The organism is Nocardia aegles (assembly GCF_052545135.1).
Genome location: NZ_JBQWRI010000003.1, coordinates 298,821 through 314,111 on the forward strand (window position 1 = coordinate 298,821; position 15,291 = coordinate 314,111).

A 15,291-nucleotide genomic window follows, 5' to 3' on the forward strand; every position below is an offset into this window, starting at 1 on the left:
GTCGGGGTACCCCCCGCCCGTATGAATGATATGGATGCGAAGGAGTCGGACATGCCCACCACCACCTACACCGTCAGCGGGATGACTTGCGGGCACTGCGTCAGCTCCGTCAAGACCGAAATCGGCAAGATCGACGGTGTGACCAGCGTCGATGTCGACCTCGCCAGCGGCGCCGTCCGCGTCGACAGCACCGCGCGGATCGCCGACGCCGATATCGTCGCCGCCGTGGACGAAGCGGGCTACGAAGTCGCCGTCTGATCCGGTCGCACCTAGTGCGCGTGGCTCCGCGCGCCGGACGATGCCGGCAGCGGAGCCACTGCTCTGCGCGGCGCGCTACGCCTGGGCCGCCAGCCGGACGAAGGCGGCGGTGTCGAGGGTCTCACCGCGAGCGGTGGGAGCGATGCCTGCGGCGAGCAGGCGGCGCTCCGCTTCGGCGGGCGAGCCGGCCCAGGCGGCGAGCGCGGCGCGCAGCGTTTTGCGGCGCTGCGCGAAAGCGGCGTCGACCACCTCGAAGACGCGGCGGCGGTGCACGTCGTCCATCGGCCACGGCGGCTCGGCGAAGCGGTCGATCCGGACCAGACCGGACTCCACGCGCGGCACCGGCCAGAACACCTGGGTGCCCACCGCCCCCGCACGGCGGACCGTCCCGAAGAAGCCCGCCTTCACACTGGGCACGCCGTAGATGCGTCCGCCGGGCTCGGCGGCCAGACGATCGGCCACCTCGGCCTGCACCATCACCAGAGCGACCGCGATGCCGGGCAATTCGGCGAGCAGATGCAACAGCACCGGGACGGCCACGTTGTACGGGAGATTGGCCACGAGCGCGGTCGGCGCGGCGGGCAGGTCAGCGGCGGTGACGCGCAGCGCGTCCGCCTCGACCACCGACAGGCGCGCCGCGAGTTCCGGCGCCCGGTCCGCGACGGTCACCGGAAGATGGCGCGCCAGCACCGGATCGATTTCCACGGCGACCACCGAGTCCACCACGTCCAGCAGCGCGAGGGTCAGCGAACCGAGACCGGGCCCGACCTCCAGCACCACGTCGTCGCGCCCCACCCCGGCGGCCGCGACGATCCGGCGCACCGTGTTCGCGTCGTGCACGAAGTTCTGCCCGAGCTGCTTGGTCGGCCGCACTCCGAACCGCTCGGCGAGCACCCGCACTTCGGCGGGCCCGAGCAGCGCCGCACTCCCACGAGCGGAGATATCAGGTTCGGACACCTCGAGAATCTATCAACCGGCATATCCGGCCGGGCGTGACGTCTCCCGCGTCAGCTGATGCCCAGGCGACCGGTGCACGCGGGCCAGGCGCCCCAGCCCTGCCGCTGCCGGGTGATCTCCGCGATGGCGATCTGTTCTTCCCTGGTGGCCAAGTCGGCGCGCGGGGCGTACCGCAGCCCACCCTGCCGCTCCCAGGTGCCCTGGTCGAACTGCACGCCGCCGTAGTAGCCGTTGCCGGTGTTGATCGACCAGTTGCCGGTCGACTCGCAGCGGGCCAGCGCGTCCCAGATGTCGCCGTCGTGCACCGTGGGCACCTCAGTGCCGGGCTTGACTCCCTTGCGAACCGTCTTCGGCTGCGCCGCCACGGTGACCGTGGAACCGACCGCCTGACGGTCGACTTCCCGGCCGTTGACCATGGTGACCGCGAACGTGACGTTCTGCACGCCGGGAGCGCCGGGGGACTCCACCACCGTGCGGCTCATGTTCATGGTCGGGTCCTCGATGACCTGCTCCGGCGGATTCAGCGGCAGCGTCTCGGTGCGCTGTTCGACCCGCTTGCGCGTCACGGTGACGCGCAGGCCGTTCGTCAGCGGGGTGGACGCGACCGGTTCGACGGAGTCCTGCTCGATCAGCGGGATGCCGGTCACCTGGAGGAATGCGCCGACGGTGGGTGCGGCGGCGCGCACGTCCACCGGATTGCCGATGCCGTCCACCAGCGAGACCACGCGCGGCGTCGCGATCGTCAGCGCCGCGCCCTGCAGCGGGAGCCGCTCGTCGCGGGCGGGCGTGACATACACCTCTTTCGGGATCTTCAGCTGCTCGAGCGCCTCCCCCGCGGTCACCCCCGTGGTCCAGACCTTCTGCGTCGACCCGTCGACCGACAGATCGACCTCACGCGCGCGGTTGAGCGTGATGGTCGCGCCGTCGGCGATGTGCGCGGCCAGGGCGGGAGCCACCTTGTCCCGGTCGGTCACGGCGAAGCCCGCGGCCTTCAGCACGCCGCGCACGTCGCACGACATCGTGGTCTGGAAGAGCTTCTCGCCGTCCACGACGACTGTCACCGTCTTGCGATTCACGATCGCGAGACCGGCGCCGACGATCAGGGTCAGCAGCAGCGCGCCGACCGCGATATACAGCAGCGGCGAACGCGACTGGTTGATCCGCGTGAAGGGGGACATGGTCACAGCACGATAACGAGAGGGCCCGGCGCCGACAACAGCAAGCTCAGGAACAGGGCCTTTTCAATATCACGATCAAATATCGACCCCGCAGGTAAATCACAAAACGGAACGCCGAAAGTGACATAGGACACATTTCACGCACACCGGCGCATTACGGGCAATTCGCGCTGTCCCTCGCTGACGCACCCGCGGCGGGCATCCCGCTCAGATCCGATAGACGCGACGCGCGTTGGCGGTGGTGATCTTCGCCAGTTCCAGCGGATCCTGCTCGCGCAACTCGGCCAGCGCCCGCACGGTGTACGGCAGGCAATACGGCTCGTTCGGCGCTCCGCGGAACGGGTGCGGGGTCAGATACGGCGCGTCGGTCTCGACCAGGATCTGATCGTCGGGCACCACCTTGGCCGCCTCACGCAATTCGTGCGCGTTCTTGAAACTCACCGTCCCGGAGAAGCTCAGAAGGTAGCCCTCGGCCACACACGACAGCGCCATGTTCGGGTCCGAGGAGAAGCAGTGGAAGATCACGCGGTCCGGCGCGCCCTCGTCCAGCAGCACGGTGAGCAGGTCGTGGTCGGCCTCGCGGTTGTGGATCATCAGCGGCTTGCGCACCCGCTTGGCCAAGTCGATATGCCAGCGGAAACCCTCGATCTGCGTCTCGATGTCCGCGCAGCCGTCCAGCTTGCCCGGCCAGTAGTAGTCCAGGCCGGTCTCGCCGACGGCGACCACCCGCGGGTCGTCGGCCAGGCGCTCCAGCTCGGCCTTCGCGTCGTCGTCGAGCGCGTTCGCCCTGGTGGGGTGCAGCGCGACGGCGGCGAACACCCGATCGTCCCAATGCGCGGCCCGCACCGCCCACCGAGCGGCGGCCAGGTCGTCGGCGACGGTGACAACCCGGCCGACGCCGACCGACGCGGCGCGGTCGACGATCGCGACGGTGGATGCCGCGTCGGTCGCGCCGCAGGCGTCCAGGTGGGTGTGCGCGTCCACGATCGGCGACAGCGGCTCGGGCAGCTCCGGCGCGGAACGCTTCGCACTCATCGGCGGCCACCCCTCGGCGCGGACGCGCGGACCCGCGAATCGGCGAGGGGCATATTCACGCGAGCGAAAGAATGCACGCGCATTACAGTAGACACACCATGAGCGAAGTCGACCGTCCCGCCTTCTACATCACCACGGCCATCGCCTATCCGAACGGCGCGCCGCATATCGGGCATGCGTACGAGTACATCTCGGCCGACGCCATCGCCCGCTTCAAGCGCCTCGACGGCTACGACGTGTTCTTCATGACCGGCACCGACGAGCACGGCCAGAAGATGCAGCAGGCGGCGGCCGCCGAGGGCATCTCGGTGGAGGAGCTCGCGGCGCGCAACTCCGACGTGTTCGAGGCGCTGGACAAGACGCTGGAGATCTCCTTCGACCGGTTCATCCGCACCACCGACGCCGACCACCAGGCGGCCAGCGTCGCCATCTGGGAGCGGATGCTGGCCAACGGCGACATCTACCTCGGCAATTACTCCGGCTGGTACTCGGTGCGGGACGAGGCGTTCTACACCGACGAGGAGACCACGGTGCTGGCGGACGGCACCCGCATCTCCACCGAGTCCAAGACGCCGGTCACCTGGACCGAGGAGTCGAACTACTTCTTCCGCCTGTCGGCCTACCAGGACAAGCTGCTCGCGCTCTACGACGAGCATCCGGAATTCATCGCGCCCGCCACCCGGCGCAACGAGATCGTCAGCTACGTCAAGGCGGGTCTGAAGGACCTGTCCATCTCGCGCACCACCTTCGACTGGGGCGTGCCAGTGCCCGACCATCCCGACCACGTCATGTACGTGTGGGTGGACGCGCTCACCAACTACCTCACCGGCGTCGGCTTCCCCGACACCGATTCCGCCGCCTTCGGCAAGTTCTGGCCCGCCGATGTGCACATCATCGGCAAGGACATCACGCGGTTCCACACGGTGTATTGGCCCGCGTTCCTGCTCTCGGCCGGAGTGGAGCTGCCGAAACGCGTCTTCGTGCACGGGTTCCTGTACAACAAGGGCGAAAAGATGTCCAAGTCGGTCGGCAACGTGGTCGACCCGCTGGAGCTGGTCGAGAACTACGGCTTGGACGCGGTGCGCTTCTTCCTGCTGCGCGAGATCTCCTACGGCCAGGACGGCAGCTACAGCCACGAGGCCATCGTGAGCCGGATCAACAGCGACCTCGCCAACGAGTTCGGCAACCTGGTGCAGCGCAGCACCAAGCTGGTCGCGCGTGACTGCGGCGGCGTGGTGCCGGCGCCGGGCGAGTTCACCGACGACGACCGCGCCCTGCTGGAGCTGGCTGGCGGCCTGCTGGAACGCTGCCGGACCGAATTCGACGCCCAGCAGATGCATTTGGCGCTGGAGGCGATCTGGCTGACCCTGGGCGAGACGAACCGGTATTTCTCCGCGCAGGCGCCGTGGGCGCTGGCGAAGTCGGGCACGCCGGAGGATCTCGCCCGCGAGGCCACCGTGCTGTACGTGACGCTGGAGGTGCTGCGCATCGTCGCGATCCTGGTGCAGCCGGTGCTGCCGGGATCGGCGGGTCGCATCCTCGACCAGCTGGGGCAGCAGAGCCGGACGTTCGCCGATATCGCGACGCCGATCGAGCCCGGGTTGGCGCTGCCCGCGCCGGAACCGGTGTTCCCGAAGTACGTCGAACCGAAGGACTGACCCTCCGTCCTGCCGTAACCATAAGGCGCACAACGCTTTCGCGGTTTCCCACGGCGTCGTGCCCACGGGTGCGTCCACCTGCCTTCCCGCCGTGGAATGTGTTGTCGGATAATGAAACACCGGTTCGCGGCCTGGCGATACCCCGGACCGTGCGCGATCGGTACGACAACGTTCCGTTCGGAATCGGTTCCGGCACAGAGAGGGCACACATGGGCCAGCAGCACGCGACGGCATCCATTCACCGGTCCGGTTTCGCCGAGCGGCATCGGGCGGCACGCGAAGCCGTGCTCACGTCGCAACGCGGCAGGCTGGTCGAGGCGATGGTGGAGTCGGTCGACAACAAGGGCTACCCCGCCACCACCCTCACCGATATCGTTGCCAGGGCCAGGGTTTCGCGTACGACCTTCTACGACCATTTCGCGAACAAAGAGGAGTGCTTCGCCGAGGCGGTGCACACCGGCGTCGACATCATGGCGACGCGGATCGCGGAGGAACTGGCCCAGCTGCCGCCGGACGCCGACGCCTACGCGAAGATCGAATCCATCGTGGTCACCTTCTGCCGGACCGTCGCCACCGAGCCGGATTTCGCCCGGCTGGTGCTCGTGGAGTCGTTCAAGGTGAACCAGGAGGCCGTCGGCTACCGCGACTTGGCCGTCGACCGCTTCGCCCAGCTGTACCGAGTGTTCTACGACCAGGCGCGCGCGGCGGACCCGACGCTCCCCGAACTGTCCGACGAGCTGATCGCCCTGATCCCGGACGCGATCGGCGAGCGGACGCGGCGGATCATCGTCTCCGACGGCCCCGCCCGCGTCCCGGAAATGGCGCCGCTTTTCGTACAGTTCGTCATGAGCGCCCTGGGGCTATCGGTTCGCTCCTGATGGCGGCGCGGCGACGGTCACCGTGCGCGCCGCGTTCGCCGCCCCGCCGGTTCTCCGGTGGGATCGGTCACAGTCATCGCAGTCTGTCGCCGGTCGCACTTCCAGCGGTCGAGCAGGGTAGTGATCTGCGTGGTCAGCGCGGCCGATCATGCCCGCCGCCCCCCGCTCCGGGGCGATCACCCGCGCGGAGCGAAACCGCATCAGGCGAGGCCGTAGTCGGTCAGCCGGTGCGGCGCGCGGCGAGAACGGCGTCGTAGAGCTCGCGACGGGAGACGGCGTGGGCGGCGGCGACCTCGGCGCAGGCGTCCTTCAGGCGCACGCCCGTCGCGGTGCGGGATTCCACGGCGTCCACCAGATCCGCGGGGTCGGCCGCGGCGGGCTGGGCGCCCGCGAGCACCACCGTGATCTCGCCGCGTGCGCCCTCGACGGCCCACTCGGCCAGTTCGGCCAAGCTGCCCCGGATCACTTCCTCGTAGGTCTTGGTCAGCTCCCGGCAGACGGCGGCGCGGCGGTCCGGGCCGAGCACCTCGACCGCGTCGGCCAGGCAGTCGGCGAGCCGATGCGGCGCCTCGAAGAAGACACAGGCGCGCGGTTCGGTGATCAAGGTCCGCAACCATTCCCGGCGCTGGCCGGATTTGCGCGGCGGGAATCCGTCGAAGCAGAACCGTTCCACCGGCAAGGCCGACAGCGCGAGCGCCGTGGTCACCGCCGAGGGGCCGGGCAGGCAGGTCACCGGCAGGTCCCGCTCGACGCACGCCGCCACCATGCGGTAGCCGGGGTCGCTCACCGACGGCATGCCCGCGTCGGTCACCAGCAGCACCGTACGGCCGTCGGCGATCTCGTCGAGCAGCATGGGGATCCGGGCGGTCTCGACGTGATCGTAGAAACTGACCACCCGGCCGGAGATCTCGACGCCGAGCGCCTTGGCCAGCGATCTGGTGCGGCGGGTGTCCTCGGCGGCGACGATATCGGCCGTCGCCAGCGCTTCGCGCAGCCGTCGCGACGCGTCACCGACATCACCCATCGGTGTCGCCGCGAGCACCAGACCGCCCGCCGTCTCGTCTGCCACCGCTCTCCTGTCCGCATCATGTCTCCGGCAACAACCGCCTAATGGGTGCGGTCGGACGTAGTCCGTCCTCAGCCCCGCGCATGGCCGGAGCGAAAGCGGAGGTACGCCTACCCGCAGCCTATCCACCGGCGCCACCGGCCCCAGCAGACACCGGCGGCAACGAGGTTCGGCCGCACCGGCAGAAGCAATCCCGCATGCCTTCGAGACAAATCTCACTCACACCCGCAGCCGACCGCCGGGCTCGTTCTCGACACGGAACAGCCGATCTCGTAAGTACATGGGTAACTCACCGGATACGCCCAAAACCACAGCGGCACCCGACGCAGGACCTGAACACAAACCCCGAACCCCCCAACTGGTACGGCCTGAAGACCCGGAGAGGCGGAGGAGCATACGATCGGGGCGTGACCCAGGTGACCGACCAGCGCGCGACCGCCCGGTTCGGAACCGTGCCCTCCTGGTCGAGCCCGGGACAGCTGCGGCCCGCGCCGGACTTCGGGCCGACCGACCGCGCGCGCGGCTGGCTGGTGACGGCGTTCCTCACCGCGATCGCGGCGGTGACGCGCTTCACCATGCTCAACTACCCGACCGACGCGGGCACCCCCGTGTTCGACGAGAAGCACTACGCCCCGCAGGCCTGGCAGATGCTCACCGGCGGCTGGGTGGAGGACAACCCCGGCTATGGGCTGGTGGTGCATCCCCCGGTCGGCAAGCAGTTCATCGCGATCGGCGAGGCGATGTTCGGCTACACCGGCTGGGGCTGGCGCTTCACCGCCGCGCTCGCCGGAACGGTGCTGGTGCTGCTGGTGATCCGGATCACCCGGCGGATGACGCGCTCCACCCTGATCGGCGCGATCGCGGGCATCCTGCTGATCGCCGACGGGCTGACCTTCGTCTCCTCGCGCATCGGCATGCTCGACATCTTCATGGCGCTGTTCGTCACCGCCGCCTTCGGCTGCCTGATCGTCGACCGCGACGAAGTGCGCGCCCGGATGGCGCGCGCCGAGGCGGAGGGCCGGATCGGCGTGACGGACTGGGGACCGCGCCTCGGGGTGCGGTGGTGGCGCTTCGGCGCGGGCGTGCTGCTCGGGCTGGCCTGCGGAACCAAATGGTCCGGCATCTATTTCATCGCCGCCTTCGGGTTGATGAGCGTCTACTTCGATCTCTCGGCGCGGCGGCTCTACGGGGTGCGCCGTCCGTGGCTCGGCGTCGCGTTGCGCGACGTCGGGCCCGCGCTGTACGCGCTGGTGCTCATCCCCCTCGGCGTCTACCTGGCCGGCTACTGGGCCTGGTTCGCGAGCGAGACCGGCGTGTACCGGTACATGCCGGGTAATCCGTCCGCGCCGACCGACCCGATCGGTACCGGAGGATTCTGGTCGCATGTGATGCCGGGCGCGCTGCGCTCGCTGTGGTACTTCAACGCCAGGTCGCTGGAATTCCACACGGAGCTGACCAATTCGGCGGGCAACCATCACCCCTGGGAGTCCAAGCCGTGGACCTGGCCCATGGGCCTGCGCCCGATGCTGTACTACTACGCCGACAGCGGCGTCACCGGTTGCGGGCAGACCCAGTGTGTGAAGGCCGTGATGCTGATCGGGACGCCCGCCATCTGGTGGGTGGCCTTCCCGGTGCTGGCCTGGATGCTGTGGCGCGCTGTGGTCCGCCGCGACTGGCGCCACGGCGCGGTGCTGGTCGGCTACGGCGCCGCCCTACTGCCCTGGTTCGCCACCCTCGACCGGCAGATGTACTACTTCTACGCGGTGCCGATGGCCCCGTTCCTGGCGATGGGCGTGGCACTGGTGCTCGGCGACGTGCTGGGCCCGGCGCGCCCCAGCACCATCCCGCGCAGCCCCGCGGGGACCTATCTGCCCGCACCGCCGAACGAACGGCGCAGCCTCGGACTACTCGCGGTCTGCCTCTACCTGGGCCTGGTGATCGCCAACTTCATCTGGCTGTGGCCGATTCTCACCGCGCTACCGATCACCCCGGGCAACTGGCACGACCATCTCTGGCTACCCAGCTGGCGATGAAAGATCACCCTTCCAGCGCTGCCTGCACATATCGGAGGGCGGTGGCGTCGTCCACACCCAGTCGGCGGACGGTAGCGACGTAGGCGGTGGCCGCGCGGCCCGCCACGTCGCGAGTCGGGTCGCCGGACGACGCGATGAACGAGCCTTGCCTGCCCCGGGTTTCGACCACCCCGTCGGCCTCCAGCTCGCGGTAGGCGCGCGCCACCGTGTTGGGGGCGAGGCCGAGTTGGGCGGCCAGGGCGCGGACGGTCGGGATCTTCGTTCCTGCGGTCAGCTCGCCGGAGCGCACCTTGGCGATGATGCCGAGGCGTAGCTGCTCGTAGGGCGGCACAGCCGAGTCGTGCGAGACCGTGATGGTGAACATGCCCGCGCTCACAGCTCGTCGCGAGACAGCGGGCAGGACAGGCAACGCGGGCCGCCCCGGCCGGAGCCCAGTTCGGAGCCGGGGATACGCAGCACCTCGATGCCTTCGTCCTCCAGCCTGGCGTTGGTCATCTCGTTGCGCTCGTAGGCGACGACCACGCCGGGAGCGAGCGCGAGGGTGTTGTTGCCGTCGTCCCACTGCTCCCGTTCGGCGGTGACACCGTCCAGCCCCGTGTCGATCACCCGGAGCTTGCCGATGCCCATCGCCTCGGCGGCCGCGGGCAGGAACGGGTCGGGGCCGCTGATGCCGACCCGGCCGCTGCCGAGCCGTCCGCCGTAGTCGTCCTCCTTGCGGATGGTGAAGGCGCACAGCGATTCGCGCACCGCCGGATACATCACCACGGCGTCCGCGTCGACCATGGTGCACACCGTGTCCAGGTGCATGGTCGCGCGGGTCTGCGCGATCGGCACCACGAGCACGGTGTGGGCGAGGTCGTCGTCGAACAGACTGCGCGCCAGGGCTTCCGCGCCCGCGGGCGATGTACGTTCACCGACGCCCACCGCGACCACGCCCTCCGACAGCAGCAGCACGTCACCCCCTTCGATCGGCGCGGTGTGCGATTCGTACGCCCGGCGCACCCCGAGGAAACGCGGATGGAAGGCGTAGATGAGATCGGTCAGCGAGGTTTCCCGGCCGCGGGCGGGCAGCGCGAGGGAGGTGATCGCGACGCGCGGACCGACCCAGAACGAGGAATCCCTGGTGAACAGGAGATTGGGCAGCGGATCGATGACGAAGTCGCCGCCGTGGTGCATGCGGCGCACCAGCGAGGTGGCGTCGGGCCCGAACGGCAGTTCGTCGAAGGTCATCCCCGCCATGAGGATGTCGGCCAGTTCCCCGGCAGGCACGCCGCGCAGGAAGGCGGCCAGTTCGTCGGCCAGCGTGTGCCCGAGCCTGCGCGCGTCGACCGCGGCCGAGATGCCCTGGATGCGGGCTGCGCCGCTGACCTGGATGGTCTCGGCGAGCAGGTCCGACAGCAACAGCACCTCGGTACCGCGGCTGCGCAGGACGTCGGCGAACGTGTCGTGCTCCTGCTGCGCGCGCTCCACCCACGGGATGCCGTCGAACAGCAGCTGGTCGTTGTTGCGCGGGGTCAGCCTGCGCAGCTCGTTGCCCGGCCGGTGCAGCAGCACCGTACGCAGCGCGCCGACTTCGGACGTCACGGCCAAACGCGCACCCTCCCGCGCGGACACAGCATCTGCTCCCATGCTCGAACCGTAATGCGCCACGGCCGGAAGAGCACGGAAAACCTGGCTTCTCGGACGGATCGCTTCGCGAACGGCGAATCCGGTCCGACACGACTCAACCTCAAGTATGGTTGAGGTGATGGGAGGAGCGTGCATGTCGACAGCAGCCGATTGGCGGGCGAAAGAGCTGACTCCGGGCCAGCTCTCCGAGCGTAGTGGAGTGGCGGTTTCCGCGTTGCACTTCTACGAACGCGAGGGGCTCATCACGAGCAGACGCACCAGCGGGAATCAGCGCAGATATGCCCGCGAGACCTTGCGCCGCGTGGCGTTCATCCGCATCTCCCAGCGCGTCGGCATACCGCTGAGCGAGATCCGGTCGGCCCTCGATCAACTACCGGAAGGCCGTACGCCCACCCGGCGCGACTGGGAGACCCTGTCCACCGTCTGGCGCGCCGACCTCGACGACCGGATCACCCAGCTGATCCGGTTGCGCGACAGCCTCACCGGCTGCATCGGATGTGGCTGCCTGTCCCTCGGCACCTGCCGCCTGGTCAACGAGCACGACCGGCTCGGCGCCGAAGGTCCCGGCGCGCGTGTGCTCGACGTGCAGCTCAACTGCCCGTCGAAGCCAGCAGCCTGCTGAACCGCGCGCTGGTGCGCCGCATCACGAACTCGTAGGGAAAGGCGAACTTGCGCTTGCACCAGTAACCGAAACGGATGTCGAACGAGCTGTAGATCAGGAATCGGTTGCGTTCGATCCCGCGCAGGATCGCCGTCGCCACCCGTTCCGGCGCCACCGCATGCTCGGTGAACGCCGCGGTGAGCCGCTGGATCTTCGGGTCCTCCTTGTTCACTCCGACCAGCTCGACGCTGCGCACCAGCGGAGTGTTCACCGCGCCCGGCGCCACCACATGCACCGTGATGCCGTGGTGCGCCAGATCGACCCGCAGGACTTCGGATACGCCGCGAATGCCGTATTTGCCCGCGCTGTAGGCCGCGTGCCAGGGCAGCGCGAGCAGGCCCGCCGCCGACGACACGTTCACCAGGGCGCCGCCCCGGCCCGCGCGCACCATGGGCGGCACGAAAGTCTCGATGACGTGGATCGGCCCCATCAGGTTGACCTCCACCATGCGCCGCCAGTGCTTGTGCTCCAGGTTCTCCACGGTTCCCCAGACCGACGTGCCCGCGATGTTCATGACCACGTCCAGGCTGCCGAGTTCGGCGTGCACCCGGTCGGCGAAGGCGCGCACCGCGTCGTAGTCGGTGATGTCCAGCGCTTGCGCCGCGGCGACGCGCCCGCCCGCGGCGCGGATATCCGCCACCGTGGTGTCCAGGCCCTCGACATCGATATCGGTGAGCACCAGTTCCGCGCCGTCCGCGGCAGCAGCCAGCGCGGTGGCCCGGCCGATGCCGCTCGCCGCGCCCGTGACCAGAATCTTCGCATCGCGCACCGTCGTTCGCCCCGCTCGACCGCGACCTCTACCCAGCACTACGCATCCCATCTCGAATCGCCGAATCGGTTCTCCGCAGGGTAGTCCAGCGGACGAGCTTCGAGCGGGACGCCGCTAACGCCCCAATACCGCGAGCATGCCGGCGACGGCCCGCGACCAGGTGAACTGCTCGGCGCGGCTGCGCGCGGCGCGGCGCCGACCCGCCTGCGGCATGGCCAGCACGTCGCTGACCGCCCGCGCGAACGCGGACGGATGGTCGGCGGCCACCGCGCCGCAGTCGTCGGTCAGGATGTCGGCCAGCGCGGAGGACCGGCTCGCCACCACGGGCGTGCCCGCCGCGAGCGCCTCCAGCGCCGCGAGGCCGAAGGTCTCGTGCGGGCCGGGCGCCAGCGAGACGTCCGCCGTGGCGAGCAGTTTGGCGACCATCGCGCGCTCGGCGATGAAGCCGGTGAAGTGCACGGCGGGCACCCCGCCCGGCAGCGGGGCCAGCGCGCGGGCCCGCCGCTGCAACGCGTCGCGGCGGGGACCGTCCCCGGCGACGACCAACCGCGCCTCGATACCCGCCTCGCGCAGCGCGCCGACCGCCTCGATGCTGCGATCCACCCGCTTCTCGACCGACAACCGGCCGCAGTGCACCAGCAGCGGATGGCCCGGCACCCCCAGATCGGCCCGCAGCCTGCGATCGCGCCGGTGCGGGTTGAACAGATCGAGGTCGACGCCGAGCGGGACCAGTTCGACGTTCTCCGCGCCGATGCGCAGGAATTCCTCGCGCGCGAAGCGGGTGGTGCACACGACGATGTCGTAGTCGGTGGCGGTATGCCGGTTGGCCACGTCCGCGCAGCGCCGCGCCATCGGGCCGGGCAGCACCTGGCCGAGCAGCCGGTCCAGCCGCTCGTGCGAGATCATCACGCCTGCCACGTCGCGCCGCCGCGCCCAGCGGCCGAAGCCGCGCAGCGTCAGCCGGTCGGAGACCTCCAGCACGTCGGGCCGCAACCCGTCCAGGACGTCGGCCACCCGGCGCGGATCCGCGGCACGGTAACCGCCGGTCCACGGAATGGCCAACGCGGGCAGCGTGATGCGTACGACCCCGGTGGGCAGGATCTCCTCCGACCGGCGCGGGCCCGGCACGATCAGCACCACGTCGTGTCCCGCGGCGACGTAACCCTCGCCGAGATGGTGCAGCGCCGTGCGCAGCCCACCCGACCGCGGGCCGTAGAAGTTCGCAAGCTGAACTATGCGCACGTGGCCGATCGTCCAGCGGATCGGGTTACCGGCGCCGAACGCCGCATGAACAGCTGTGAAAGAACGGGATAACCGGCGGCGGTGGCCGGTGATCTCAGTGCGCGGGCAGCCCGCGACCGGCCCGCGGCAGGTCGAGCTCGAGCGGGATCCGGCCCGCGGTGAGATGCGCCTCGACCTGCTCGGCGGGCATCGGTTTCGCGATCAGGAAGCCCTGGGCGCGGTAGCAACCGAGGCCGACCAAGGTGCGCGCGGCGACCGCCGTCTCGACGCCCTCGCCGACGACGCCCAGTCCGAACGAGCCGGCCAAGCCGATGATGGATTTCACGATGGCCAGATCGTCGGTGCTGGCGCCGAGCCGCTGCACGAAACCCCGGTCGATCTTCACCGCGTCCACCGGCAACGCCTTCAGATGCGACAGCGAGCTGTAGCCGGTGCCGAAATCGTCGATGGCGATCTGCACGCCCATACGCTTGAGTCCGCGCAGCGTGATCTGCGTGCGGGCCAGGTCCTGGACCACGACGTGCTCGGTGATCTCCAAGCACACCGAGCTGCCGTCGATGCCGAACAGGCGCAGGATGTCCTCGATGCGCTCGACGAAATCGAGGCTCACCAACTGCACCGGCGACACGTTGATCCGCATCACGACGTTGCCGGCCAGACCGCGCCTGCGCCATTCGGCGAACTGCGCGCACGCCGACCGGATCACCCACCGCCCCAGCTCACCGGCCAGGTTGGTGGCCTCGGCGACGGTGACGAACGCGGCGGGCGGCAGCAACCCCCTGGTCGGGTGCAGCCAGCGGACCAGCGCCTCCAACGCGACGATGCGGCCCGTGCGCAAGTCCACCTCGGGCTGGTAGTGCAGCAGCAGCGAGCCGTCCGACACCGCACCGCGCAGGTTGAGCTCCACATCGTCCTGGAGTTCGAATTGCGCGCGCATGGTGTCGGTGAACACCGCGACGCCGTTGCCGCCGCCCGACTTCGCCGACAACAGCGCGTGATCGGCGCGGCGCAACAGGTCGGCAACCGTGGTCTCCCCGGGGAAGCCGAGCGCCACACCGACGCTGGCGCCCCGGCTGACCGACTCACCGCCGACGGTGACGCGCCGGGCGATCAACTGCTGAACGCGGTTCGCCTCGTACTCGGCGGCCACCGCGTCCATCGGCTTGGCGGGAACGATGACGAATTCGTCGCCGCCTAATCGGGCGATCATGTCGTTCGGGTCCAGGTTCTCCCGCAATCGCGTCGACAAGGTGCGGATGAAGTTGTCCCCGGCGGTGTGACCGAGGAAATCGTTGAGTGCTTTCAAGCGGTCCAGGTCGAGGAAGAAAGCGGCCACCGGGCCGGGGCTGCCCGCGCGTAATCGCTCTTCCATGTGTTCGAGCAGCGCGCGCCGGTTCGCCAGCCCGGTCAGGTCGTCGTGCAGTGCGATAAATCGCAGCCGCTCCTCGGCGACCACCCGCGCTTGCAGTTGCGCGAAGAGTGCCGCGATGGCTTTCAGCACGTTGAGTTCGCGATTGCTCCATTCTCGGTCGCCGGACTTGACGAACCCGAGCACACCGGTCGGCTCGCCACGGGACATGAGCGGCACCGCCGCCGAGGTCACCCCGACGATGCCCGAACCGCGGCGGACGGTCTCCTGGTAGTCGGCGAATTCCGGGGTCGGGCGCGCGACCATCGGCTCGGTCGCGTTCTCCAGGGCGCGGAACACCGGGTCGGCGCCGTCGAAGTAGATCACGCCGAGTGGATCGGGATCGGGAATGTTCTGCCGGTGCGGCCACTCGGCGATCAGTATGGTTGCCCGGCGTTCGCGGTCGGTGTGCCGCACGTAGCTGAAATCCACGTCGAAGTATTCGACCAATTGCGCGAGCACGCGTTCGGTGGCGGCGACCATGGTCGTGGCGTCCACACCCATGAGCTCAGAGGCGAC

14 protein-coding genes are annotated in these 15,291 nt (G+C 69.4%); 5 read left to right on the top strand and 9 right to left on the bottom strand.

The window, feature by feature from the left end; genetic code table 11:
- Positions 1–51: 51 nt before the first annotated feature.
- On the top strand, positions 52–258 hold the full coding sequence (locus tag ACT89H_RS11375) for a heavy-metal-associated domain-containing protein (protein WP_445108521.1): 207 nt from the start codon (positions 52–54) through the stop codon (positions 256–258).
- 75 nt (positions 259–333) lie between these two features.
- On the opposite strand, the gene rsmA is transcribed toward ACT89H_RS11375, so the two are convergent.
- The 3 genes from rsmA to ACT89H_RS11390 all read right to left on the bottom strand — a co-directional run bounded on the left by rsmA (position 334) and on the right by ACT89H_RS11390 (position 3,428).
- Positions 334–1,215, bottom strand: a complete 882-nt coding sequence (rsmA, locus tag ACT89H_RS11380; protein WP_445108522.1) for a 16S rRNA (adenine(1518)-N(6)/adenine(1519)-N(6))-dimethyltransferase RsmA — start codon at positions 1,213–1,215, stop codon at positions 334–336.
- 50 nt (positions 1,216–1,265) lie between these two features.
- Positions 1,266–2,393 (bottom strand): resuscitation-promoting factor, encoded by a 1,128-nt coding sequence (locus ACT89H_RS11385; protein ID WP_445108523.1) that lies wholly within the window; start codon positions 2,391–2,393, stop codon positions 1,266–1,268.
- A gap of 207 nt (positions 2,394–2,600) precedes the next feature.
- A complete protein-coding gene (locus ACT89H_RS11390; protein WP_445108524.1) occupies positions 2,601–3,428 on the bottom strand; it encodes a TatD family hydrolase in 828 nt (275 codons plus the stop codon).
- Positions 3,429–3,499: 71 nt separating this feature from the next.
- Between ACT89H_RS11390 and metG the strand changes: the two genes are divergently transcribed.
- Together metG and ACT89H_RS11400 are read left to right on the top strand one after the other, a co-directional pair.
- Positions 3,500–5,086 carry a methionine--tRNA ligase gene (metG, locus tag ACT89H_RS11395; protein WP_445108525.1) on the top strand — a complete coding sequence of 529 codons (1,587 nt, stop codon included), beginning with the start codon at positions 3,500–3,502 and terminating at the stop codon, positions 5,084–5,086.
- 209 nt (positions 5,087–5,295) lie between these two features.
- Positions 5,296–5,964, top strand: a complete 669-nt coding sequence (locus tag ACT89H_RS11400) for a TetR/AcrR family transcriptional regulator (RefSeq protein ID WP_445108526.1) — start codon at positions 5,296–5,298, stop codon at positions 5,962–5,964.
- Positions 5,965–6,184: 220 nt separating this feature from the next.
- Here ACT89H_RS11400 and rsmI read toward each other — a convergent pair whose 3' ends face one another.
- Positions 6,185–7,033 (bottom strand): 16S rRNA (cytidine(1402)-2'-O)-methyltransferase, encoded by an 849-nt coding sequence (gene rsmI / locus ACT89H_RS11405; RefSeq protein WP_445108527.1) that lies wholly within the window; start codon positions 7,031–7,033, stop codon positions 6,185–6,187.
- Between the two features lie 404 nt (positions 7,034–7,437).
- On the opposite strand from rsmI, the gene ACT89H_RS11410 reads away from it, so the two are divergent.
- The gene (locus ACT89H_RS11410) at positions 7,438–9,063 is read left to right on the top strand and encodes a dolichyl-phosphate-mannose--protein mannosyltransferase (RefSeq protein WP_445108528.1); all 1,626 of its coding nucleotides are present in this window, start codon (positions 7,438–7,440) and stop codon (positions 9,061–9,063) included.
- A gap of 4 nt (positions 9,064–9,067) precedes the next feature.
- On the opposite strand, the gene ACT89H_RS11415 is transcribed toward ACT89H_RS11410, so the two are convergent.
- Both ACT89H_RS11415 and arcA read right to left on the bottom strand, forming a co-directional pair.
- Complete coding sequence (locus tag ACT89H_RS11415; protein WP_445108529.1) at positions 9,068–9,427, bottom strand: GntR family transcriptional regulator; 360 nt, start codon at positions 9,425–9,427, stop codon at positions 9,068–9,070.
- Positions 9,428–9,435: 8 nt separating this feature from the next.
- Positions 9,436–10,692, bottom strand: a complete 1,257-nt coding sequence (gene arcA, locus ACT89H_RS11420) for an arginine deiminase (protein WP_445108530.1) — start codon at positions 10,690–10,692, stop codon at positions 9,436–9,438.
- Between the two features lie 133 nt (positions 10,693–10,825).
- On the opposite strand from arcA, the gene soxR reads away from it, so the two are divergent.
- The gene (gene soxR / locus ACT89H_RS11425) at positions 10,826–11,314 is read left to right on the top strand and encodes a redox-sensitive transcriptional activator SoxR (RefSeq protein ID WP_445108531.1); all 489 of its coding nucleotides are present in this window, start codon (positions 10,826–10,828) and stop codon (positions 11,312–11,314) included.
- On the opposite strand, the gene ACT89H_RS11430 is transcribed toward soxR, so the two are convergent.
- The 3 genes from ACT89H_RS11430 to ACT89H_RS11440 all read right to left on the bottom strand — a co-directional run bounded on the left by ACT89H_RS11430 (position 11,283) and on the right by ACT89H_RS11440 (position 15,276).
- A complete protein-coding gene (locus ACT89H_RS11430) occupies positions 11,283–12,173 on the bottom strand; it encodes an SDR family oxidoreductase (protein ID WP_445108532.1) in 891 nt (296 codons plus the stop codon). The genes soxR and ACT89H_RS11430 overlap by 32 nt on opposite strands.
- A gap of 63 nt (positions 12,174–12,236) precedes the next feature.
- Positions 12,237–13,364 carry a glycosyltransferase gene (locus tag ACT89H_RS11435; protein WP_445108533.1) on the bottom strand — a complete coding sequence of 376 codons (1,128 nt, stop codon included), beginning with the start codon at positions 13,362–13,364 and terminating at the stop codon, positions 12,237–12,239.
- 94 nt (positions 13,365–13,458) lie between these two features.
- Complete coding sequence (locus ACT89H_RS11440) at positions 13,459–15,276, bottom strand: putative bifunctional diguanylate cyclase/phosphodiesterase (protein ID WP_445108895.1); 1,818 nt, start codon at positions 15,274–15,276, stop codon at positions 13,459–13,461.
- Positions 15,277–15,291 lie beyond the last annotated feature (15 nt).